Below are 21660 nucleotides of genomic sequence, written 5' to 3' on the forward strand. Positions count from 1 at the left end.
CATCATGTCGCAAGGCCATTTTTCGGTAGAAATTCCGCCGTAAAACGGCCTGCGTCTGGTTTTAAATCGGCAGTAAACGATTCTAAAGTCATTCATGCTTCTTTTTACTTGTCTTTACAAATAATGTTATTATCCGCCCGCTTTACACAGTCTGAACGGAACAGTGTTGGTAAGTTTACCAGCGCGGTCGCTCACTTAAGCGGCATGCAAAGACAGGGGAAGAAAAGGAAATGATGAATAAAAAAATCGGTTTTGCGTTGTTAGTTACTGCGGTCCTGTTAACCGGCTGTGCGCCGCGTACCGCGCCGATCCAGAATGTTAGCCAGACCGTGGGTCAGAGCTACTCGGATGAGCAAATGAAGCAAGCTATCGTCCAGGCGGGCGCCGCTAACCATTGGGTGATGACGCCAGCGGGTCCAGGCGTGATGAATGGTCACCTGGCCGAGCGCGGACATACCGCAGATATTCGCGTGAACTACACCGCGAACAGTTATCAAATCCAGTATGTCAGCAGCCAGAATCTGAAAGCAGGCAGCGGTCAGATTCACCGCAACTATAACCGCTGGATTCAGAACCTGAGCCAGGGCATCCAGACGCGACTGGCGGTTGAAGCCGCTAAATAAGCGCGAAGCGTGATTGCTGACATAATGTTGTAAAGTTAGCCGTAACGCTGCCGAAATAGAAACAGGCGGGCCACGTGCCCGCCTTGTTAATCGGCGACATCCGCATGGGATGACGGGTATAGAGAGCAAGGAAGGGATGCCGCGCAGCGAAAACCGGACCATCCCTGAGGCTGAAGAAAGAATACAGGTATGAAACTCGCTTACTCCCTTGTTGACTGGCACGCCATCGCGCCGGGCAACAGCACCGCAGAAGAGTGGCAACGTTGGGCGCAACAGGCACCGGCGTTAGATGCCACGCAACCTATCGCGAAACCCCAATTTTTGCCGATGATGACCGCGCGTCGTCTCAGCGCCGGCAGCCGTGCTGCGGTTGAGTGCGGGCTGGCGTTATTGGCGCGGCACAGCGTGGACGCCATCGTCTTCACCAGTCGCCACGGCGAACTGGAGCGTAATCTGCGCATTCTCACCGCGCTGGCGGAACAGCAAGCGCTGTCGCCCACCGATTTCGCCATGTCGGTTCACAACTCAGCGGTGGGCAGTTTGACCATCGCCGCGCGTCAGCCGTTGGTTTCATCCTCGGTTTCGGCCGGTATTGATAGCTTCCAGCAAGGATTGATAGAAGTGGCGGCGCTGCATCAGGCGGGTTACGCGCAGGTGCTGCTGGTGGATTTTGACGGCGTGGTGCCGGATTACTACCGTCCATGGCTACCGGAAATCGATCGCTTTAATGCGCCGTACGCGGTAGCGCTGCTGCTACGCGCAGGCGAGGCATGGCGTTGCGAAGCGCAGGCCGGCAAACCCGCTGAGCTGCACAACCCTCTGCCGCAAAGTCTGCAATTTCTGGCGGCGATGCTGCACAACACGCCACGTTTTAGCGTGGCCGGCGAGCGCCATCAGTGGCACTGGGAGCGTCTGCATGGTGGATAATTCGCTAACCGAGGCGCGTCCCGGTTTCAACTATTACTGGCGGCTGGTGATGACCGCCGTCAGCTTCACGCTGTTCAGCGTGGGCGGCCTGCTACTGTCGCTGATTTGGTTCAATCTGCTGTTACTGGTGCAGCGTGATGGCCTGCGCCGTCGCCATATCGCCCGCAGCAGCATCGCCTGGAGCTTCCGCTGCTTCCTGCGTTTCTGCCGCTTTGTCGGGGTTTACGATTACCAGATCATCGGCGCAGAACAGCTGCGTCAGGATCGCGGCTGCCTGATCGTCGCCAACCATCCGTCACTGATCGATTACGTGATGATCGCGTCGGTGCTGCCGGAGATGGATTGCCTGGTGAAAGCCGAGCTGCAGCACAACATTTTCTTCCGTGGCGTGATTCGCGCCGCCGATTACCTGATTAACAGCGAAGCCGATACGCTGCTGCCAGACAGCCAGCAGCGACTGGCGCGCGGCGATACCATTCTGATTTTCCCGGAAGGCACGCGCACACGTTATGGCGAGCCGCTGAAGCTGCAGCGCGGTGCCGCCAACATTGCGGTGCGCGCGGGCTGCGATTTGCGTGTGGTGCACATCAGCTGCACCGAGCGCATGCTCGATAAGCAAAGCCGCTGGTATCAGATTCCGCTGGTTAAACCGATTTTTACTGTACGCGTACAATCGCGTATTGCCAGCCACGCCTTTAGTGAGGCCGAAGAGGATTCGCAGCCGCTGGCCGCACGTCGTCTGACGCGTCATCTGCAACAGGCGCTGGTGCCTGAAGAGACCAACTAAGTTATGCAAGTACTGATTAACGACATCAAACAGATGATTATCGACACGCTGAATCTGGAAGATATCAGCCCTGACGACATCGAAACCGACGCACCGCTGTTTGGCGAGGGGCTGGGCCTCGATTCAATCGATGCGCTGGAGCTGGGACTGGCGGTGAAAAATCGCTTCGGCGTACAGCTCTCCGCCGAGAGTGAAACGCTGCGCGCGCACTTTTTTTCCGTGGCTACACTGGCCGCGTTTGTTGAACAACAGCAAGCCTGAGAGCAGTCAACATGATGAACAAAAACGAAATTTACCAGGAAGTGGCTTCGCTGCTCACCTCGCTGTTTGAAATTGAGCCGGATGATATTCGTCCGGACGCCCGCCTGTATGAAGACCTCGAGCTGGATAGCATCGATGCGGTCGATATGGTGGTGCATCTGCAAAAGCGTACTGGCCGTAAGATCAAACCGGAAACCTTCCGCGCGGTGCGTACCGTGCAGGATGTGGTGGATGCCGTCGATCAACTGATGCGCGACGAAGCCTGATCGCATGCTGCTGCGGCTGCTAAACGGAGCGGCGCTGCTGGCGTGGCCGTTTCTGGTGTGGTTAACCCTCACCCAGCCACAGTGGCGCGGCGTGACGGGCCTGCTGGCGCTGCTGTTTGTGCTGCGCGTCTGGACGCTGCGCCGCGCCGCCGGGCCGATGGCGCGTGTGATGCTACTGCTGGCGCTGGTGGGCAGCGCGTTATGCCTCGCCAGCCTGCTGCTGCGATCGCAACATCTGCTGCTGTGGTATCCGCTGGTGGTCAATGCATCGATGCTGCTGCTGTTTGGCGCGTCGCTGTGGAGCCCCATGCCGCTGGTAGAGCGGCTGGCACGGCTGCGCGAACCGGATCTGCCACCGCGCGCGGTGCGTTATACCCGCCGCGTGACGCAAGTGTGGTGCGGCTTTTTCATCTTCAACGGCAGCGTGGCGCTGCTCACCTGCCTGCTCAATGATGTCACGCTCTGGACACTCTGGAATGGGTGCATCAGCTATCTGTTGATGGGCACGCTGATGGGCGGCGAATGGCTGCTGCGTCAGCGCATAAGGAAACAGGCATGAACTTACATAGCCTCCGCGACTGGTTCAGCGCGCCGGATCGCATGGTGGCCTGGCACGGCCAACAGCAACATACGCTGCATACCTTGCGTCAGCAGGTACGGGCGCTGGCCGATCGGCTGCAAAACCAGCCCGGCCAATATTGGGCGCTGTGCTTTGATAACAGCTATGCGTTTACCGCCGCGCTGCTGGCGCTGTGGCACGCCGGTAAAACGCCGGTGATCCCCGGACACTGTCGCGCGGCCCAGCTGGAAGAGATGGCCGACAGCCTGGATGGCGTGATCAGTGATATGCCGCTGGCAGTCGCGCTGCCGCAACTGCGCTGGGACGACGCACTGGCGAGCGGTGCGTTACCGCCAATCGCCGCCGACGCCACGCTGGTGTTGTTCACCTCTGGTTCGACCGGCACGCCGCGTCGCGTAGTGAAATCGCTGCGCGCGCTGGATCTTGAAGCCCGCTGGCTCTCCAGCTTGTGGGGCGCACGCTTACGTGATTGCCATGTGATTGCCTCCGTCAGCCATCAACATCTGTATGGCCTGAGTTTTCGCATCGTGCTGCCGATGGCGTTGGGTTTACCCTTTGCCGCGCAGCAAATTTTCTACAGTGAACAGCTGGCCGATCATTCACCCGATCGTCGCTACGCGTTTATCAGCAGCCCAGCGTTTCTGCGGCGTCTCGATCCTGCATTGGCCGGGCCGCGCTGCGAACTGATCGTGTCCGCCGGTGGCGCGTTGCCGTGGACGGCGGCGCAGCATGCGCAACAGGCGCTGAGCTGTACGGTTGATGAAATCTATGGCAGCACCGAAACCGGCGTGATTGGCTGGCGCTCTGCACGTGAGGAGAACACGCTGTGGCACTGTTTCCCGCAGATCACCTTGCGTGAGCAGGACGCCGGACGCTGGCGGGTATTTTCCGCCTTGCTGGAAACCGACGCCGGTTGCGCGCTCGACGATCGTATCGTGCAGCAGCCGTCCGGCCAGTTTCAGCTGGCGGGACGTCAGGATCGCGTGGTGAAGATCGAAGATAAACGCGTGTCGCTGAGTGAAATTGAACGCCGCCTGCTGGCGTTGCCCGGCGTGGAAGATGCCGCCGCGCTGGCGATTCAGCGTCACGGTCGTCACGCGATTGGCGTGGTGCTGGCGCTGCCTGAGATGCTGGATGCGGCGACGCTGCATCAGCTAAAAATTGAGTGGAAACGCGCCCTGCAACCCTGGCTGGAGCCGGTGGCGATTCCGCGCTATTGGCGTGTGGTGACGTCGATTCCTGTCACCGCACAAAGTAAACGCGCCTGGCCACAAATTGAGGAGTTATTTGATGCTGCCGGTTGAACTGCATGCCGAACAGCAGGGCGATGCACTGATATTGCGCCTGCACGTTGTTGCCGATCTCTTTTGGTTTCGCGGCCATTTCCCGACGCTGCCAATTCTGCCCGGCGTGGCGCAGCTCGACTGGGCGCTGCATTACGGCCTGACGCGTTTAGCCATCGGTAAATCTTTCGCCGCGATTGACAATATCAAGTTCCAGCAGCCGGTGCCGCCGGATGCCGAGCTGGCATTACAGTTGCAGTGGCAGGCAGAAAAATCGCTGCTCAGTTTCAGCTACAGCCTGATCAACGGTGACGTGGCGACGGTGGCCAGCAGCGGGAAGATCCGCCTGTGTTGAGTTCTCACTTCACGCCTTGTGTGCTGATTCCCTGCTATAACCACGGCGCGATGCTGGCGTCGGTGCTGGCGCGGCTGGCAGCGTTCAACTTGCCAGTGATTCTGGTGGATGACGGCAGCGATGCCACCACCAAACAGCAGATTGCGGCGCTGGAGGCACCGCAGTTGCGGGTACTGACGCTACCCCACAATCAGGGTAAAGGCGCGGCGGTGATTGCCGGGATGCGCGCGGCGGCGGCGGCGGGTTACAGCCACGCGCTGCAACTCGATGCCGATGGTCAGCATCAGGTGGAAGACACGCCGCGTATGCTGGCCGAAGCGCAGCGTTATCCGCACTGTCTGATCTCCGGTCAGCCGCTTTACGACGCCTCGATTCCCAAATCGCGCCTCTATGGCCGCTACATCACCCATTTCTGGGTGTGGGTGGAAACGCTGTCGTTCTCGCTGAAAGACAGCATGTGCGGCTTCCGCGTCTATCCGCTCGCGCCATCGCTGGCGTTGTGCGATCGCCATCCAATTGGTCAGCGCATGGATTTCGACACCGAAATCATGGTGCGCCTCTATTGGCAGGGCACGCCGAGCCGTTTTATCACCACGCGCGTGACCTATCCGGCCAGCGGCGTATCGCACTTTGATGCGCTGCGTGACAACCTGCGCATCTCATGGATGCACACGCGGCTGTTCTTCGGCATGTTGCCACGCATCCCGCAGTTACTGCGTCAGCGTAGTGATGCGCAACACTGGTCTGCAACGCCGGAACGACGCGGGCAGAGCGGTTTGCGCTTTATGCTGTGGCTCTATCGCCGCGCCGGACGCTTGCCTTTCATCTTGCTGCTGTGGCCGGTGGTGGCGGTTTACTGGCTAACCGGACGCACCGCGCGCGCCGCCTCGCAGCAGTGGCTGACGCGAGTGCGGGCGATGGCGCAGCGGCAGAACATCGCGCTGCCTGCGCCGCTCAGCAGCTATCGTCACTTTCTGCGTTTCGGCTACAGCATGCTGGATAAAGTCGCCAGCTGGCGCGGCGATCTGCAATGGGGACGCGACATTGATTTCGCGCCAGGTGCGGAAGCCACCATTCGCGCCGCCGAGGGCAAAGGCCATCTGATTCTGGCCTCGCATCTCGGTGATATCGAAGCCTGCCGCGCGATGGCCAAACAGGTCAGCGGATTGGTGATTAATGCGCTGGTGTTTACTGACAATGCGCAACGCTTCCGCGAGGTGCTGGAGAGCATTGCACCGCAGGCGGGCGTCAATCTGCTGCCGGTTACCGATATCGGTCCGGACACCGCCATTCTGCTGCAGCAAAAACTCGATGCCGGTGAATGGGTGGCGATTGTTGGCGATCGTACCGCCGTGCATCGCCAGCGCGGCGGCGAGCGTCGCGTGGTGTGGAGTGAATTTATGGGCCATCCTGCACCGTTTCCCCAGGGACCGTTTGTGCTGGCGGCGGCGTTGCGCTGTCCAGTGCTGCTGATGTTCGCCCTGCGCGAACAGGGGCGATTGCGGGTGCACTGCGAAGCCTTTGCCGATCCGCTCTCGCTGCCGCGCGCCCAGCGCCAGCAGGCGTTACAGGCCACCGTCGATCGCTACGCCGAACGGTTACAACAGCACGCGCTGATAGCGCCGCTGGATTGGTTTAACTTTTACGATTTCTGGACGTTGCCCGAGGAGAAAAGCCGCGATGAGTGAAAGCAACTACCGCGCTGAGGTGGACATTACCGTGTCGTTTCACGACTGCGATCCGATGGGCGTGGTGTGGCACGGCAACTATTTCCGCTTTTTTGAAGTGGCGCGCGAAGCCTTGCTGCGCAGCGTCAATTACAGCTACGGCGAAATGGCCGCCAGCGGCTACGTCTGGCCGGTGGTCGATACCCATGTGAAATACCGCCAGCCGCTGCGCTGCGAAGAGGTGGTGCGCGTCGTCGCCAGTATCAGCGAATACGAAAACCGTTTACGCATTGATTATGTGATCCGCAACGCGGCGGGGCAGGTGACCACCAAAGCCCACACGCTGCAGGTGGCGGTCAATGCAGCGACCCAGGAGATGTGTTTTGTCTCGCCCGATATTCTGTTTGAACGCCTGGGAGTGAAACCGTGATCAGAACCCTTTGTCTGCTGCTGCTGGTGATCTGCGCCAACGCCAGCGCGGTCACGCTCGAGCAGTTGCAACAGCGCTTTGCCAGCCAACCGGTGATCCGCGCCAATTTTGTTCAGGTGCGCACCATTGCCGGGATGGCGCAGCCGCTGGTGTCACGCGGTCAGCTGCTGATCGCCCAGCAGCAGGGTTTGTGGTGGCAGCAAGCCACGCCGTTCCCACTGATGCTGATCCTTGATGATAAGCGCATGGTGCAGAGCATGAGCGGCCAGCCGCCGCAGGTGATCACCGCCGACAGCAATCCGCAGATGTTCCAGTTTAACCATCTGTTGCGCGCGCTATTCCAGGCAGATGAAAAGGTGCTGCGTGAGAATTTTGCGCTCGATTTCCACGATCTGGGCAACAACCGCTGGCAACTTGGTTTGACGCCGAAAGCCGCGCCGCTGAATAAGATCTTTAACCGTATCGATCTGCAAGGCGAGGCGTTTCTTAATCGCATCACGCTGGATGATAAGCAGGGCGATAAAACCGAGATCACCCTTAGCGCGACCCGCACCGAACCGAAACAGTTAACCGATGAAGAGCGAGCCCGTTTTGCCCCAGCGCAGTGAAAAAATCGTTGCGCTGCTGTGGCTGGCGGTGTGCCTGACGTTAGCGGTGGCGCTGGCGGTTTTGCTGCCGCGCAGCCAGCTGAATAGCAGCGTGCTGGCGTTATTGCCGCAGCAAAACCTCGGCCAGGCACCAGCGGAGATCCAGCACGGCTTTATGCAGCGCCTCGATCGTCAGCTGGTGTGGCTGGTGAGCGCCAACGATCACCACGGCGATGCGGTTGCGGCCTGGTGGCAAGCGCAGCTGCAAGCCTTGCCGATGCTGAAACAGGTGAGCGGCGCGCTGGATGACGATCAGATGCAGCGCTGGGGCGCCTATGCGTTTCAACATCGCAACGGCTTGATCGATCCGGTCACGCGCGCGCGCTTGCAGAACGGCGGTGACGCGCAGGCCGACTGGATTCTGGCGCAGCTGTTCTCGGCTTTCGCGGGCGTCGGCAGCCAAGAGATCGGCCACGATCCGCTGCTGCTGGTGCGCGGCGCACAGCTGGCGATGCAGCAGAACGCCAATAAAATGCTGCTGCATAACGGCTGGCTGACGGTCAAGGATGCGCAGCAGCGCCGCTGGTATTTCCTGCACGGCGAGCTGGCGAGCAATGCTTTCAGTATCAAAGAGAGTCATCAGCTGGTGACCGCGCTCAATCAGCTGGAGCAACAGCTGAAAACCCGCTGGCCGGATGCGCAACTGCTGACGCGTGGCACGGTGCTGTTTAGCGACGATGCCAGCCAGCGCGCGCAGCAGGATGTCGAAACCCTCGGCAGCGCAACGTTAGCGGGATTGTTGCTGCTGGTGTGGCTAGTTTTCCGTTCGTTGCGGCCGCTGGCGCTGTGCGCATTGTCGGTGGCGATGGGCGCGATGGCGGGCACGGTGCTGACGTTGCTCTGTTTTGGTGAGCTGCATCTCACCACCTTAGTGATGAGCCTCAGCATTGTCGGTATTTCGGCCGATTATACGCTCTACTATCTGACGGAACGCATGGTGCACGGCGAGCAAGCCACGCCGTGGCAAAGTTTGCATAAGGTGCGCGGCACGCTGTTGCTGGCGCTCGGCACCACGGCGATTGCCTGGCTGTTGATGCTGCTGGCACCGTTCCCCGGCTTGCGCCAGCTGGCGGTATTTGCCGCCAGCGGATTAAGTGCTTCCTGCCTGACGGTGATCTGTTTTTATCCGTGGCTGGTACGCGGTTTACCGGTGCGGCCGATTCCGGCGATGGTATGGCTGGCGCGCTGGCTGGCCGCGTGGCGGCGCAATAACGGGCTGAAGCGCGGCTTACCGGCGCTGGTGGCGATCTATGCGCTGAGCGGCATGCTACAACTCAAGGTCGATGATGATATTGCCCATCTGCAAAGCGCCCCGGCGCAGCTGTTAGCGCAGGATCGTCAGCTGGCGCAACTCACCGGTCAGCAGGCCGATCAAACCTGGTTTGTGGTGTGGGGCGATGATGAACAGCAAGCACTGCAACGGCTGAGCGCGCTGGCACCCAAGCTGCAACAGGCGCAGCAGCAAGGCTGGTTCAAAAGTTATCGCGTGCTGCCGCTCAGTTCGCTGGCGCAGCAGCAGCAGGATGTAGCGCTGCTACAGCAGGCTGCACCAACCATTCTGGATCGATTGAAGCAGGCGGGCATTACTGTAGCGAATGCTAATCTCAGCGCCATGCCGGTGACCGCCGCCGACTGGCTGGCGAGCCCGCTGAGTGAAGGCTGGCGGCTGCTGTGGCTGTCGCTGCCGGACGGACGCAGCAGCGTGCTGGTGCCGATCGGCGGCGTTAAAAACAGCGCCGCGTTGCAGCAGCTGGCATCCCAGCAGGCGGGTGTCAGTTGGGTTGATCGCAAGGCCAGCTATGATGAACTGTTCCGCTTCTGGCGCACGCTGCTGAGCGGATTGCTGGCGTTGGCATTATTGCTGATTACCGGCAGCTATATGCTACGACTGGGCGTGAAAGCCGGGATGCGCAGCGCGCTGCCGTCGTGGCTGTCGCTGGCGGCGGCGCTGGCGACGCTGGGCTGGATCGGCGCGAGCCTCAATCTGTTTGCCTTGCTGGCGCTGATTCTGGTGCTGGGCATCGGCATCAACTACACGCTGTTCTTCAGCAATCCGCGCGGCACGCCGTTAACCTCCATGCTGGCGGTGACGCTGGCGATGATGACCACACTGTTAACGCTCGGTATGCTGGTATTCAGCAGCACCGCCGCCATCAGTGGTTTTGGTACCGTGCTGTGCAGCGGGATTTTTTGTGCATTCTTGCTGGCGCCGCTGGCGCTGGCTCCGGGGAAAAGGAAGCAACGATGAAAATGGGCATTTTGCTGCTGTTAAGCCTGCTGGTAAGCGGCTGCGCGCAGCATCAGAGCGACCTCAACCGGCCAACCGCGTGGCTGAAACCGGGCGTGCGCGTCACGCTGCCGGCGCCGGGCATCTCGCCCGCGTTTCAGCAGCAGCAGTTGCTGACCGGCCACGCCAAAGGCAAAACCCAGTCGCTGCTGGTGCTGCTGAGCGCGGATTCACAGCAGCTGAGCCTCGCCGGTTTGTCATCGCTTGGCATTCGCCTGTTCCGCGTCACCTATGATAAAAACGGCATTCACACGCAGCAGATGATGGCGCTGCCGGAAATGCCGCCCGCCAGTCAGGTGTTGGCGGATGTGATGCTGAGCCACTGGCCGATCAGCGCGTGGCAGCCGCAGTTGCCGCGCGGCTGGACGCTGACCGACATCGACGATCGCCGCGAGCTGCGCGATCCCGCTGGCAAGGTGGTGACGCTGATTCGCTATCTGCAGCGCGGCGAGTTGCGTGAGCCGATCAGCATCGATCAACGTGCGTTTGGTTATCAGATTCAAATCCAACATCTGGATGCCTCATCATGATTTACATCTCCGCCTTTGGCATGGTGAATGCGCTGGGCAATAACCTGGTGCACATCGCCGCGCAGTTGCAAGCGGGCCACGCGCCCGGCATGCAACCGCGCGACGGCTGGCTGCAAGACGGCAAACGCTGCTGGCTGGGTGAAGTGCAGGGCGCATTGCCGCTGATTCCTGTTGCGCTGGCGGCGCATAACACCCGCAACAATCAGCTGCTGCTGGCCGCGCTGGCGCAGATACGCCCGGTAGTGGATGCGGCCATCGCGCAATATGGGCGCGATCGCGTGGCGATTGTGCTTGGCACCAGCACCTCCGGCGTGGATGAAGGCGATCGTCAGGTGGATGACGCCTTGTCGGGCTACGATTACCGCATGCAGGAGCTTGGCGATCCATCACGCTTCCTGGCGCATTTTTTAGCGCTGGACGGTCCGGCTTACACCATTTCGACTGCCTGCTCATCCAGTGCGCGCGCCATAATCAGCGGCCAACGTTTGATTGATGCTGGTTTAGCGGACGTGGCGCTGGTGGGCGGCGCGGATTCGCTGAGTCGCATGCCGATTAACGGCTTCGCCAGCCTGGATTCGCTTTCTGAACGTCACTGCGCGCCGTTTAGCGCCGATCGCGACGGCATTTCGATTGGTGAAGCTGCCGCGCTGCTGCTGCTGACGCGCGAAAAGCATCCGCTGGCGCTGCTCGGCTGCGGTGAATCGTCGGACGCGTGGCACATGTCGGCACCGCATCCTGAAGGCGTCGGCGCTGAGCGCGCTATGCTGATGGCGCTGCAACAGGCGGGTTTACAGCCGCAGGATGTTGGTTACATCAACCTGCACGGTACCGCCACGCCGCTGAACGATCAGGTGGAATCTGCGGTGATTCATCGCCTGTTTGGTGAACGCGTGCCGTGCAGTTCAACCAAACACCTGACCGGCCACACGCTGGGCGCGGCGGGCGCGACCGAAGCGGCTTTAGCCGCACTGATTCTGCAGCAGCAGCAGCAGCTGCCGCTGCCGCCGCAGGATTTCTCGTTGGCGGCACGCGATACCTCGCTGCCGGCGTGCGGTTTGATCACCACGCCGCAGCTTTTGGCGCGCCCGGTGATTGCCTCAAATTCGTTTGCTTTTGGCGGGAACAATACCTGCCTGATTGTAGGAAAGCCTCATGAGTGATTTTCTGCCGGTCGATGCCTATCTGCCGCATCGTGCACCGATGCTGCTGCTGGATCGCGTCATCCAGGTTAGCGACGACAGCGTGATCTGCGAAGTCAGTATCAACGCGACGGGCGTGCTGGCCCCTTTTCTCACCGCACAGGGCGATTTACCGGCGTGGTACGGCGTGGAAATCATGGCGCAGACCGTTGGCGTCTGGTCGGGCTTTCATGCGCGTCAGCGCGGCGGCGATGAGATTCGTCCCGGCATGCTGCTTGGCGGACGCGGTTATCGTGCCAGTAGCGCCGCTTTCGCCGCCAACAGCACGCTGCGCGTTGAGATGCGCCTGCTGATGCGTGACGACCGATTGGGCAGCTTTGAAGGGGAGATCCGCTGCGGCGAGGCGATCATTGCCAGCGGGCGGCTGAATACCTATCAGCCCAATGAACACGAGTTAATTCAATTGCAACAAGGAGTTCAGCCATGACACGCAGCGTTTTAGTGACCGGCGCAAGTAAAGGTATTGGCCGCGCCATCGCACTGCGTCTGGCGCAGGATGGCTTTGAGATAGTGGTGCATTATCACCGCGACAGCGCCGGTGCCGCGCAGACGCTGGCTGAGATTGAGGCGGCAGGCGGATGTGGGCGCACCTTGCAGTTTGACGTGGCGCAGCGCGATGTCACACGCAGCGCACTGGAACAGGATATCGCCGCACACGGCGCCTACTACGGCGTGGTGAGCAATGCGGGCATCACGCGCGATGCGGCGTTCCCGGCCCTGACCGATGACGAGTGGGACAGCGTGATCCACACCAATCTCGACAGCTTCTACAACGTGATTCATCCGTGCGTGATGCCGATGATTGGCCTGCGCAAGGGCGGACGTATTATTACGCTCTCCTCGGTATCGGGGATCATGGGCAATCGCGGCCAGGTCAACTACAGTGCGGCCAAAGCCGGCATTATCGGTGCCACCAAAGCGCTGGCGATTGAGCTGGCGAAACGCAAAATTACCGTTAACTGCATCGCACCCGGCTTGATTGATACCGGTATGACCGATCTTGAGCCGCTGGTGATTGACGAGGCGATGAAGCTGATCCCAATGAAGCGCATGGGCGCGGCGGATGAAGTCGCCGGACTGGCCAGCTACTTAATGTCGGACATCGCGGGCTACGTCACGCGTCAGGTGATTTCAATCAATGGAGGTATGCTGTGATTCAGCGCGTAGTGGTAACCGGCATGGGCGGCGTGACCGCTTTTGGTGAGCGTTGGAGCGCGGTGGCTGAGCGGATCAAACAGGGCAAAAATGCGGTGCGCCATATGCCGGAATGGCAAGTGTACGACGGCTTGCACACGCTGCTCGGCGCGCCGGTGGATAATTTTACGCCGCCAGCACATTACACGCGCAAACGCATTCGTTCGATGGGGCGCGTCTCACTGATGGCGACGCGCGCCACCGAACTCGCGCTGGAGCAGGCCGGTTTGATCGATCATCCGGTGCTGACCAGCGGTGAAACCGGCATTGCTTATGGCTCCTCCACCGGCAGCACCGGACCGGTGAGTGAATTCGCCACTATGCTCACGGAAAAGCACACCAACAACATTACCGGCACCACTTACGTGCAGATGATGCCGCACACCACCGCCGTTAACGCGGGCCTGTTCTTTGGCCTGCGCGGCCGGGTAATCCCGACGTCCAGCGCCTGTACGTCGGGCAGCCAGGCGATCGGCTATGCGTGGGAAGCGATTCGTCACGGTTATCAAACCGTGATGGTGGCGGGTGGGGCGGAAGAGCTGTGTCCATCCGAAGCGGCGGTGTTTGACACGCTGTTCGCCACCAGCCAGCGTAACGACGCGCCGCACACGTCGCCCGCGCCGTTCGACCAGCAGCGCGACGGATTAGTGATTGGCGAAGGTGCAGGCACCTTGATCCTCGAATCGCTGGAACATGCGCAGGCGCGCGGAGCCACCATTTATGCCGAGCTGGTGGGTTTCCACACCAACTGCGATGCCGCGCATATCACCCAGCCGCAGCGTGAAACCATGCAGATTTGTATCGAGCGCGCGCTGAAAACCGCCGGTGTCACGGCGGAGCAGATTGGCTATATCAATGCCCACGGCACCGCCACCGATCGCGGCGATATCGCCGAGAGTCAGGCCACCGCAGCGATTTATGGCAACAGCACGCCAATCTCTTCGCTAAAAAGCTACTTTGGCCATACGCTGGGCGCGTGCGGGGCGCTGGAAGCCTGGATGAGCATTGAGATGATGCGTGAAGGCTGGTTTGCGCCGACGTTGAATTTGTCGCAACCGGCCGCTGAATGCGGTGAACTTGATTACATCATCGGTGAAGCGCGCCAGATTGAGACAGATTACATCCAATCCAATAACTTTGCCTTTGGCGGGATTAACACTTCGCTGGTGTTTAAACGCTGGCGCGAAGGCTGATAGCAGGTCGCCATGAATGGCGCTTGTTAGTTAAGTCCGCGACGAACGCATGCCGGATGCGCTCTTGGTCCGGCGGTCCTCGCGCCGCTTACGCGGTACCTTCACTTCGCTCGTTTGCCTGACGGACCGGCGGAGACGGGACTTCCTTGTCCCGGCTCCGCCTTTCGCCCGCGTCCTGCGGGCTCTCCTGGCATCCTCGCTTCGTTCAGCGCTGCGGATTGCCTGACCAAAAGCGCACACGGCCTGCTCGTAAGCTTCGGTACATGTTGTTGAAAAGGGCACAGTTGCCAGAGGCGCGAGGACGGCCCGTGACGCAGCAGATGAGTCAGAGCCCGCTACCTAGTCAAAGCAAAACCCTTTCTTCAGTGATAAGCATTGGTCGCCATGAATGAATGGCGACCTTACAAGACCGGGCAGGGTACCCATTGCACCACTCCTCCATGATATGAACGCAAAAAGTGGGATTTTTCTTGCTTTCGCACTACGACTGCGCATAATCGCAAACCGCAATAATAATGATTATCACTTCGTTTGCATTAGGGGATCCCATGCGCGCTATGCCTTTCAATCCCGGACTGAAACCGACGCTGTTGGCCGTAATGGTCAGCGCCGGTTGTTTGCCAGTGATGGCTGCTACCACCAACACCACAACCTCCACTGACGCGAAAAACGAGCAGCAGACGCTGACCGTGACCGCGACACCGCAAACCGATTTCAAACCAGGCGGCAACGATCTGGTACCGGCTTTCCTCGATGGCCAGGTTGCACACGGCGGCCGCCTTGGCATGCTGGGTGAGCAAAACGCCATGGACGTGCCGTTTAACGTCATTGGTTTTACCTCGAAAATGATTCAGGATCAGCAGGCGCAAACAATCGGTGACGTGGTGCGCAACGATGCTGGCGTGCAGAATCTGAAAGGCTACGGCAACTTTGCCGAGAGCTATCGCATTCGTGGCTTCAAGCTGGACGGCGATGCCATGACCTACGGCGGCCTGGCGGGTATCGTGCCGCGTCAGGTGATGGATGCCTTGCTGATTGATCGCGTGGAGATCTTCAAAGGGGCTAACGCCTTGCTGAACGGTTCGGCGGAGAGCGGCGTCGGCGGCATGATTAACCTCGAGCCGAAGCACGCTGATGATACGCCGCTGACGCGCATCGGGGTGGATTACACGTCCGGTTCCCAGGTGGGCGGCACCGCCGATATTGGTCGTCGTTTTGGCGACGATAATCAGTTTGGCGTGCGTCTGAATGCGGTTAACCGCGAAGGCGGCACCGAGGTAGATGGCGAGAAAAAACGCACCACCGCTGCGTCACTCGGCCTGGATTATCGTGGCGATCGTCTGCGTACGTCGCTCGACGTTGGCTACCAGAAAAAGACCTTCCACGATGCGCGTAACGGCGTCAACATCAGCGGCATCGATTTCATTCCCGATGTGCCGTCCAACGCGAAAAACTACAGCCAGAAGTGGGTGTTCAGCGATATCGAGTCGGAGTTTGGTCTGGCGAAAGCCGAATACGATCTGACCGATCAGTGGACCGCCTATGCGGGCCTCGGCGCGCAGCACACACATGAAGTGGGCAACTACGGCATTCCGAAGATCCTCGACAGCGCCGGCAACGCCACCATTGGTCGCTTCCGCACCAATCGCGTGCAGGACAACATGAGCGGCATGGTTGGCCTGCGTGGTGATTTCACCACCGGTCCGGTGACGCATAAAGTGAATTTCGGTTATTCGGCGATGACCACGAATGCGAAAAACAGCTATCGCATGTCGTCGGGCAACGATGCCAACGTAAATATTTATCACCCGCAGGATGTGGCTGAACCGGATAGCGTGTTCGCCGGTGGCGCTAAATTCAGCGATCCGCTGACCACTTACCGTTCACGTTCGCAAGGCTACCTGCTGAGCGATACGCTGGGCTTCTTTGATGACACCTTGCTGGCAACCGTCGGCGCGCGTCATCAAAAAGTGGTGGTGCGTAACTACGGTTATGACGGCGTTGAAGATACCGCGACACGTTTCGACAGCAGCCGTTGGTTGCCGGCGTACGGTTTGCTGTATAAAGCCACACAAAATATCTCGCTGTATGCCAACCATACCGAATCGCTGACGCCAGGCACCGCCGCGCCGTTTACCGCCACCAACTACGGTAGCGTGACCGGCATCGTACATGCAAAGCAGAACGAAGTGGGTGTCAAAGCGGACTTTGGTCGCGTCGGCGGATCGCTGGCGCTGTTTGAAATCAAACAGCCGGTTGGCGTGCTGAACAATTCGGTCTACCAGCTGAATGGCGAGCAGCGCAACCGTGGCGTGGAGTTGAACGTATTCGGTGAGCCGGTGCTGGGCCTGCGTCTTAACAGCAGCGCCACCTGGATCGATCCGGATATGACCAAAACCGGTGACAGCGATCAGGATGGCAAAAACGCCATCGGCGTACCGCGCTTCACTGCGGCGCTGGGGGCGGAGTATGACATCAAGCCGGTGGACGGTTTGACCGCCACGGCATTGCTGAACTACACCGGTTCGCAATATGCCGACCTGGCAAACAACATGAAGCTGGATGATTACACCACGCTGGATTTGGGTCTGCGTTACCGCATGAAGGTTAACCAGAACGATATGGTGTGGCGCGTGGGCGTGGATAACGTCACCAATGAGAAATATTGGGCCAATGTTGATGACAGCGGCACCTATTTGTCGCAGGGTGAACCGCGCACGGTGAAGGTTTCACTCAGCTACGATTTCTAATCTGCTCTCCAATGGGGCGCGCCTGCGCCCCATTATTTCTCCGCCAGAAATTTTCCTGTAACTTAGGGCGCATTGCATTACACTCTGTGCGGCAATCCTGCGCGAAAACTCGCCTTTATTTTTGAGTCATCATGAGTTCACCTGCACCACCAGACGACCACGACGAACCTTATCGGCAGCCGCTCGACGACGCGCTCTTCGCCATTGTGGTGCTTGCAGTCACTTCGGTTACGCTTATAATCTTCGTCCTGATGATTACGCTGTGGATGAGTTAAGGTCAGCACCGGGAAAAGGAAGCCTGCAAGGAGATGTCGATGGAATCCAGCGATGACAAACTGATCGCCATAATTGGCCTGCTCTCCGCCTGTTTAATTGGCGTGGTGTTTCTCTTCACCATGACCTGGCTCACCGACGTGCGTCACCCCGCGGATCCTTCACTCGATGTGCAAACCTGCCCGCAAAAACCCGCCACTACGCAACAGTCTTAGCTTTTTGTCTGCCAGTTCTGCCACTTAATCTGTTGACTGCGCAACTCCAGCGCCAGCGCCTCATGCAGGGTACGATTGCCATTGGGATCGCCGAGGCCAAACAGCGCGCCCGGTGAACGCCGATCGTCGGCCCACGCCGGATACTCCACCACCGGATAGAGCGAAATCCCTTCCAGCGCCACGCCGTGATCCAGCGCCAGACGCGCTTCTTCACTGATCTGCCGCAGCCAGGGTGCGCGCGCATCACCTTCGGCTCCGGTTTCGGCCAGAATCATCGGGCGCTGATAACGTTGCCAGCACTGCATTAACAAACGGTGCAGCGGTTGGCGCGTCGGATGGTCGATTGGCATGGTTTCGCCTGAGAAAAACCAGTGATTGTCGGGATAGTAATTAAGACCCAGAATATCGAGGAAATCCGCGCGGCCACCCAGTTCCGGCGCATCGCGTCCGCCAATCCAATCCCAGGCTTCAAACTGCGCCTGATGCTGCGCGTCAGCGTAAGGTTTGCTGTCAGGATTATCGGGATCGGTCGCCACCTGCACTAGCGGGTCGGTCAGCACAAAGCGGGCATCGGGATAAACCTCGCGAATGGCGTGCATCGCCGCCAGCGAGGCGCGCACTAATTGGCGCTTCAGCTCACGACCGCGATCGCTGGCGTAGGGATCGAGCCAGGAAACATCCGCGCCGGCCCACGACCAGAATGAGATCTGATTGATCGGCGTAAAAAAGGGCTTTTCGATGCCTTCATCGCGCATCAGTTGCGCCATGGCGCGGGCGAAGCGTTCAAAGTGATCGATAAAGCTGGCTTTCCAGATATCCAGGTGATCGGGATAGCCAAAATGCGCCAGCTCCCAGATAATCTGCATATCGTGACGCGCCGCGGCGTGCACCATCGGCAGAAAGGTGCGCCAGTCATATTCATTGGGCACGGCTTCAATCAGATGCCAGCGAGCGCCATCGCGCGCGGTGTGCAAACCTTCCTGCGCCAGTGCGGCATAATCTTTCTCCAGCAGCATGTCGTGGCCGCTGCTGATCACCATATCGAGCCGACGCCCGCCTGCGCGCCGGGCGGTTGAACAGGGAAAACTGCCCTGAAAGAAACTGCGGAACAGCTGAGGGTGATGGCGCAGGGATTGCTGAGTCATAATCCTCTCCTCACATTGAGCGCCGGATGCAGAATGCAGAACGCCTGGCTAAGTCTAGACTAAATTGACGGTGCGCCATTGGGCAGAAAAGGAAGCCTCCGATTGCTTCTTAGCGCATTGATACCAACAATAACAGGTCCACAGCTTTCAGGGATTCACTATGAGTGAAGCAGCAACCTCTTTGCCGCCTGAAGAACATTCGGGCAACCGGCTGAAACCGAGTGTTGAGGCGCGTTGCGCACGACATCCGGGCATGAGCGGCATCCATCCGCTTAACGATGGATTGGACGCTTTTGCTGCGCGCTATCAGTTGATGAGCATGGCGCAGCACACCATTGATGTGCAGTACTACATTTGGCACAACGACATGTCCGGCCGCTTGCTGTTCAGCGCGCTGCTGGACGCCGCCGAGCGCGGGGTGAAAGTGCGATTGCTGCTGGATGACAACAACACGCCGGGTTTGGATGAGACGCTGGCGGAACTCGATCGCCACGCCAATATCGCGGTGCGCCTGTTTAATCCGTTCTCGTTCCGCACGCTGCGCGCGCTCGGTTATCTCACCGATTTTTCCCGCCTCAATCGACGTATGCACAATAAGAGCCTGACAGTGGATGGCGCGGCGACGCTGGTGGGCGGGCGCAATATCGGCGACGAATATTTTGGCACCGGCGATGAACCGCTGTTTACCGATCTCGATGTCCTGGCGATTGGTCCGGTGGTCGACGAAGTGACGCAGGATTTCGAACGCTACTGGCGCAGTAAAGCGGTATCGCCGCTGCGCAAGGTGGTTGATGTGAGCGGCGATGCGCATCAGGCGGTGCGCTTGCCACAAGAGTGGCAGCAGAGTGAAGCGGTAGAGCGCTATCTGGCACGGTTGGAGCACTCGTCGTTTATTAGCCAGATGGAGCAGGGCGAGCTGGAGATGACGTGGGCGGAATCGCGCCTGCTGAGTGATGATCCGCGTAAAGGGCTCGGCAAAGCAAAACGCCGCAGTCTACTGCCGCAGCGCATGCTAGAGGTCATCGGCACGCCGCAGCAGCAGTTCGATATTATCTCGGCCTATTTTGTCCCGACGCGATCTGGCGTGGCGCAGCTGCTGGCATTGAAGCGTCGCGGGGTGAAGATTGCCATCCTTACCAATTCGCTGGCGGCCAATGACGTCACGGTGGTGCACGCCGGTTATGCGCGCTGGCGCAAAAAACTGCTGCGCCACGGCATCGCGCTGTATGAACTGAAGCCGCAGGACAATCCGCAAACCGCGCCACACGATCGTGGTATCACCGGTAATTCAGGTTCCAGTTTGCATGCCAAAACCTTCACCGTGGACAATCGCAAAGTATTTATCGGCTCGTTCAATTTCGATCCGCGTTCCGCCATGCTGAACACCGAAATGGGTTTGGTAATTGAGAGTGAAACCCTGGCGCGGCAAACGCATCAGCGCTTTATTGCCGGGATGCGCGATCGCGCCTGGTCGCTACGTCTGGATAAGTGGGGACGCGTCAATTGGGTCGAGTTTGCTAACGAGCAGGGCGAAGTGGTGCACAAACATGAACCGCAATGCACGCTGCTGCAGCGCTTGCTGGTGCGACTGGTGTGGCGCTTGCCGGTTGAGTGGTTGCTTTAGATAAAAAGGGCCCGCTAAGTGGGCCTTTTTTCATTTGCGTTGCGGCTTACCGGAGAACAGGAAGCGCAGCAGCGGAATGCGCAGATGGATTTCATACAGTGTAAACGCCACGCCAAATACCATCAGTAAGCCGACGAAGAAGCCGAGCGTGTTGTTGCCGATGTGCGGGGTGATGTAGATGCCGTACAAAATGGTCAGCGGATGGTGTACCAGATAGATAAACAGCGAGGCATTCACCAGATACATGATGCGCGGCGAATGGCTGTTCAGCAGCTTATGGCCGAAGCTAAAACAGACGTTTAGCATGCACAACCCCATCAGCGTCGAAATGATCATATCGATTTCATACAGCCAACCTTCACCGCTGCTGTAACGCTGATTCAGGCTATAGGCGATGAATACTGCGATAGCGCCAAAGCACATCACCGGATTAAAGCGCACAAACAACGCTTTCAGCGCCTGATGCTTCCAGCTCAACGCACCCAGCATAAAGAACGGCAGGAACATCAGCGTTTGCATCACGGCAATGCTGAACAGGCCATCGGCAAACACGGCCGGAACGAAATAAAACAGCACGCGGCGGAACGCACACCAAATTAAGGCATAAGTCAGTAGTGCAAGCGTCAATTTACCCCAGCCAATTTGCTGATAATCGATGCTGCGCTGCTGCTTATTCAGCCAGCGAAAAGCCACCATACCGAACGTGGTCAGAATCACCAGTACCAATAAAAACCACAGATGAGATATCAGCTCCCACGCCAGCGTGTTGTACTTGTCGTACAGCGAGAAACTGTTCCAGTCGCCGATTTTATCGGTGAGATTTTTGGTGATGAAAAACTGCGGCAAGGTAATCAGCGGCACGGCAGTCAACATCGGGATGCCGACACGCTCCAGACGCACTTTCAACCAGCGCTGCGGCTGGTAGCGTAAGTAGAGCATGTAGGAAAAATAGCCTGAAATAACAAAGAACACCTGCATGCGGAAGGCGTGAATAAAGTCGTTCAGCACCGTCAACCACATTGAGGCGTCATGGCTGTTCACGGCCCATTTCTGCGTGGAGTAAATCAGGGAGACGTGAAAAGGCACGCCCAATAACATTAAATACGCGCGAATCGAATCGAGGAAATATTCACGTTCGGGTTTAGCTGAACTCATAATCTTCCAATAGTCAGTTTACTTGCCGGTTTCGCCCTGAAACCGGATTATGCCGAAGGAAAATTCTACCGGCTGTAAACAGGGTATACTATCAGGTGAATCTGTATGTGATTTTGCGGGGTTTAATTATCCTAAAAGCACATTTTCAGCTTACAAATCAGCGGAACAATCTATTACATACGCTGTCGGAAAACCGAATAATCCTTTAAGATAATCGGGTTTGATCTAAGCACACGAAAGGGGGGGATGTGCTGAATAATGTGAATAAT

General features: G+C 58.7%; 22 protein-coding genes. 20 read left to right on the forward strand and 2 right to left on the reverse strand.

Translation table 11 applies throughout. The annotated features are described in order from the left end of the window. Positions 1–233 precede the first annotated feature (233 nt). From FCN45_RS07300 to FCN45_RS23605, 19 genes are all read left to right on the forward strand, one after another. Positions 234–623: a hypothetical protein gene (locus tag FCN45_RS07300; protein WP_167391170.1), complete on the forward strand. Its 390-nt coding sequence runs from the start codon at positions 234–236 to the stop codon at positions 621–623. 189 nt (positions 624–812) lie between these two features. Continuing rightward, a complete protein-coding gene (locus FCN45_RS07305) occupies positions 813–1550 on the forward strand; it encodes a beta-ketoacyl synthase chain length factor (RefSeq protein ID WP_137385538.1) in 738 nt (245 codons plus the stop codon). Further along, positions 1540–2337: a 1-acyl-sn-glycerol-3-phosphate acyltransferase gene (locus FCN45_RS07310; RefSeq protein ID WP_110865892.1), complete on the forward strand. Its 798-nt coding sequence runs from the start codon at positions 1540–1542 to the stop codon at positions 2335–2337. The genes FCN45_RS07305 and FCN45_RS07310 overlap by 11 nt, the downstream gene beginning before the upstream one ends. Positions 2338–2340: 3 nt before the next feature. Next, on the forward strand, positions 2341–2598 hold the full coding sequence (locus tag FCN45_RS07315) for a phosphopantetheine-binding protein (RefSeq protein ID WP_007887282.1): 258 nt from the start codon (positions 2341–2343) through the stop codon (positions 2596–2598). 11 nt (positions 2599–2609) lie between these two features. Beyond that, positions 2610–2864: an acyl carrier protein gene (locus tag FCN45_RS07320; RefSeq protein WP_101760886.1), complete on the forward strand. Its 255-nt coding sequence runs from the start codon at positions 2610–2612 to the stop codon at positions 2862–2864. Between the two features lie 4 nt (positions 2865–2868). Continuing rightward, entirely contained in the window at positions 2869–3423 is a 555-nt protein-coding gene (locus FCN45_RS07325) for a hypothetical protein (RefSeq protein ID WP_110865893.1), read from the forward strand. Then, positions 3420–4748 (forward strand): AMP-binding protein, encoded by a 1329-nt coding sequence (locus FCN45_RS07330; RefSeq protein WP_137385539.1) that lies wholly within the window; start codon positions 3420–3422, stop codon positions 4746–4748. The genes FCN45_RS07325 and FCN45_RS07330 overlap by 4 nt, the downstream gene beginning before the upstream one ends. Beyond that, a complete protein-coding gene (locus FCN45_RS07335) occupies positions 4735–5082 on the forward strand; it encodes a beta-hydroxyacyl-ACP dehydratase (RefSeq protein WP_137385540.1) in 348 nt (115 codons plus the stop codon). The genes FCN45_RS07330 and FCN45_RS07335 overlap by 14 nt, the downstream gene beginning before the upstream one ends. 50 nt (positions 5083–5132) lie before the next feature. Continuing rightward, the gene (locus FCN45_RS07340) at positions 5133–6770 is read left to right on the forward strand and encodes a glycosyltransferase (RefSeq protein ID WP_371419602.1); all 1638 of its coding nucleotides are present in this window, start codon (positions 5133–5135) and stop codon (positions 6768–6770) included. Further along, on the forward strand, positions 6763–7179 hold the full coding sequence (locus FCN45_RS07345; protein WP_101760881.1) for a thioesterase family protein: 417 nt from the start codon (positions 6763–6765) through the stop codon (positions 7177–7179). Before FCN45_RS07340 ends, FCN45_RS07345 begins: the two co-directional genes overlap by 8 nt. Next, on the forward strand, positions 7179–7787 hold the full coding sequence (locus tag FCN45_RS07350) for an outer membrane lipoprotein carrier protein LolA (RefSeq protein WP_370445552.1): 609 nt from the start codon (positions 7179–7181) through the stop codon (positions 7785–7787). The genes FCN45_RS07345 and FCN45_RS07350 overlap by 1 nt, the downstream gene beginning before the upstream one ends. Then, positions 7753–10074 carry an MMPL family transporter gene (locus FCN45_RS07355; RefSeq protein WP_137385542.1) on the forward strand — a complete coding sequence of 774 codons (2322 nt, stop codon included), beginning with the start codon at positions 7753–7755 and terminating at the stop codon, positions 10072–10074. Before FCN45_RS07350 ends, FCN45_RS07355 begins: the two co-directional genes overlap by 35 nt. After that, positions 10071–10643: a DUF3261 domain-containing protein gene (locus FCN45_RS07360; RefSeq protein ID WP_101760878.1), complete on the forward strand. Its 573-nt coding sequence runs from the start codon at positions 10071–10073 to the stop codon at positions 10641–10643. Before FCN45_RS07355 ends, FCN45_RS07360 begins: the two co-directional genes overlap by 4 nt. Continuing rightward, positions 10640–11803 (forward strand): beta-ketoacyl-[acyl-carrier-protein] synthase family protein, encoded by a 1164-nt coding sequence (locus tag FCN45_RS07365; protein ID WP_137385543.1) that lies wholly within the window; start codon positions 10640–10642, stop codon positions 11801–11803. Before FCN45_RS07360 ends, FCN45_RS07365 begins: the two co-directional genes overlap by 4 nt. Next, entirely contained in the window at positions 11796–12269 is a 474-nt protein-coding gene (locus FCN45_RS07370) for a 3-hydroxy-fatty acyl-ACP dehydratase (protein WP_101760876.1), read from the forward strand. The genes FCN45_RS07365 and FCN45_RS07370 overlap by 8 nt, the downstream gene beginning before the upstream one ends. Then, entirely contained in the window at positions 12266–12997 is a 732-nt protein-coding gene (locus FCN45_RS07375; protein ID WP_101760875.1) for a 3-ketoacyl-ACP reductase FabG2, read from the forward strand. The genes FCN45_RS07370 and FCN45_RS07375 overlap by 4 nt, the downstream gene beginning before the upstream one ends. Beyond that, on the forward strand, positions 12994–14229 hold the full coding sequence (locus FCN45_RS07380) for a beta-ketoacyl-ACP synthase (protein WP_210080538.1): 1236 nt from the start codon (positions 12994–12996) through the stop codon (positions 14227–14229). The genes FCN45_RS07375 and FCN45_RS07380 overlap by 4 nt, the downstream gene beginning before the upstream one ends. 548 nt (positions 14230–14777) lie before the next feature. Then, positions 14778–16979: a TonB-dependent siderophore receptor gene (locus FCN45_RS07390; protein WP_137385544.1), complete on the forward strand. Its 2202-nt coding sequence runs from the start codon at positions 14778–14780 to the stop codon at positions 16977–16979. Positions 16980–17293: 314 nt separating this feature from the next. Further along, positions 17294–17467 carry a hypothetical protein gene (locus FCN45_RS23605; RefSeq protein ID WP_167391168.1) on the forward strand — a complete coding sequence of 58 codons (174 nt, stop codon included), beginning with the start codon at positions 17294–17296 and terminating at the stop codon, positions 17465–17467. Here FCN45_RS23605 and FCN45_RS07395 read toward each other — a convergent pair. Further along, a complete protein-coding gene (locus FCN45_RS07395) occupies positions 17464–18612 on the reverse strand; it encodes a beta-glucosidase (protein ID WP_101760873.1) in 1149 nt (382 codons plus the stop codon). The genes FCN45_RS23605 and FCN45_RS07395 overlap by 4 nt on opposite strands. 160 nt (positions 18613–18772) lie before the next feature. On the opposite strand from FCN45_RS07395, the gene FCN45_RS07400 reads away from it, so the two are divergent. After that, positions 18773–20236, forward strand: coding sequence for a phosphatidylserine/phosphatidylglycerophosphate/cardiolipin synthase family protein (locus FCN45_RS07400; protein ID WP_137385545.1), 1464 nt, complete (start codon positions 18773–18775; stop codon positions 20234–20236). A 30-nt stretch (positions 20237–20266) separates the two neighbouring features. Here FCN45_RS07400 and mdoC read toward each other — a convergent pair whose 3' ends face one another. Beyond that, positions 20267–21391, reverse strand: coding sequence for a glucans biosynthesis protein MdoC (mdoC, locus tag FCN45_RS07405; protein WP_101760871.1), 1125 nt, complete (start codon positions 21389–21391; stop codon positions 20267–20269). Between the last annotated feature and the right edge of the window lie 269 nt (positions 21392–21660).

Origin of the sequence: Pantoea sp. SO10, from assembly GCF_005281435.1 — a bacterium.
Taxonomy (GTDB): Bacteria; Pseudomonadota; Gammaproteobacteria; order Enterobacterales; family Enterobacteriaceae; genus Pantoea; species Pantoea leporis.

What these genes read in the sequence shown, in the direction of transcription:
- FCN45_RS07300 (WP_167391170.1), top strand. Translation starts at nt 234, where the DNA reads ATGAATAAAAAAATCGGTTTTGCGTTGTTAGTTACTGCGGTCCTGTTA.
- FCN45_RS07315 (WP_007887282.1), top strand. Translation starts at nt 2,341, where the DNA reads ATGCAAGTACTGATTAACGACATCAAACAGATGATTATCGACACGCTG.
- FCN45_RS07375 (WP_101760875.1), top strand. Translation starts at nt 12,266, where the DNA reads ATGACACGCAGCGTTTTAGTGACCGGCGCAAGTAAAGGTATTGGCCGC.
- FCN45_RS07330 (WP_137385539.1), top strand. Translation starts at nt 3,420, where the DNA reads ATGAACTTACATAGCCTCCGCGACTGGTTCAGCGCGCCGGATCGCATG.
- FCN45_RS23605 (WP_167391168.1), top strand. Translation starts at nt 17,294, where the DNA reads ATGGAATCCAGCGATGACAAACTGATCGCCATAATTGGCCTGCTCTCC.
- FCN45_RS07340 (WP_371419602.1), top strand. Translation starts at nt 5,133, where the DNA reads ATGCTGGCGTCGGTGCTGGCGCGGCTGGCAGCGTTCAACTTGCCAGTG.
- FCN45_RS07360 (WP_101760878.1), top strand. Translation starts at nt 10,071, where the DNA reads ATGAAAATGGGCATTTTGCTGCTGTTAAGCCTGCTGGTAAGCGGCTGC.
- FCN45_RS07400 (WP_137385545.1), top strand. Translation starts at nt 18,773, where the DNA reads ATGAGTGAAGCAGCAACCTCTTTGCCGCCTGAAGAACATTCGGGCAAC.
- FCN45_RS07335 (WP_137385540.1), top strand. Translation starts at nt 4,735, where the DNA reads ATGCTGCCGGTTGAACTGCATGCCGAACAGCAGGGCGATGCACTGATA.
- FCN45_RS07390 (WP_137385544.1), top strand. Translation starts at nt 14,778, where the DNA reads ATGCGCGCTATGCCTTTCAATCCCGGACTGAAACCGACGCTGTTGGCC.
- FCN45_RS07305 (WP_137385538.1), top strand. Translation starts at nt 813, where the DNA reads ATGAAACTCGCTTACTCCCTTGTTGACTGGCACGCCATCGCGCCGGGC.
- FCN45_RS07395 (WP_101760873.1), bottom strand. Translation starts at nt 18,612, where the DNA reads ATGACTCAGCAATCCCTGCGCCATCACCCTCAGCTGTTCCGCAGTTTC.
- FCN45_RS07365 (WP_137385543.1), top strand. Translation starts at nt 10,640, where the DNA reads ATGATTTACATCTCCGCCTTTGGCATGGTGAATGCGCTGGGCAATAAC.
- FCN45_RS07370 (WP_101760876.1), top strand. Translation starts at nt 11,796, where the DNA reads ATGAGTGATTTTCTGCCGGTCGATGCCTATCTGCCGCATCGTGCACCG.
- FCN45_RS07310 (WP_110865892.1), top strand. Translation starts at nt 1,540, where the DNA reads ATGGTGGATAATTCGCTAACCGAGGCGCGTCCCGGTTTCAACTATTAC.
- mdoC (WP_101760871.1), bottom strand. Translation starts at nt 21,391, where the DNA reads ATGAGTTCAGCTAAACCCGAACGTGAATATTTCCTCGATTCGATTCGC.
- FCN45_RS07320 (WP_101760886.1), top strand. Translation starts at nt 2,610, where the DNA reads ATGATGAACAAAAACGAAATTTACCAGGAAGTGGCTTCGCTGCTCACC.
- FCN45_RS07355 (WP_137385542.1), top strand. Translation starts at nt 7,753, where the DNA reads ATGAAGAGCGAGCCCGTTTTGCCCCAGCGCAGTGAAAAAATCGTTGCG.
- FCN45_RS07325 (WP_110865893.1), top strand. Translation starts at nt 2,869, where the DNA reads ATGCTGCTGCGGCTGCTAAACGGAGCGGCGCTGCTGGCGTGGCCGTTT.
- FCN45_RS07345 (WP_101760881.1), top strand. Translation starts at nt 6,763, where the DNA reads ATGAGTGAAAGCAACTACCGCGCTGAGGTGGACATTACCGTGTCGTTT.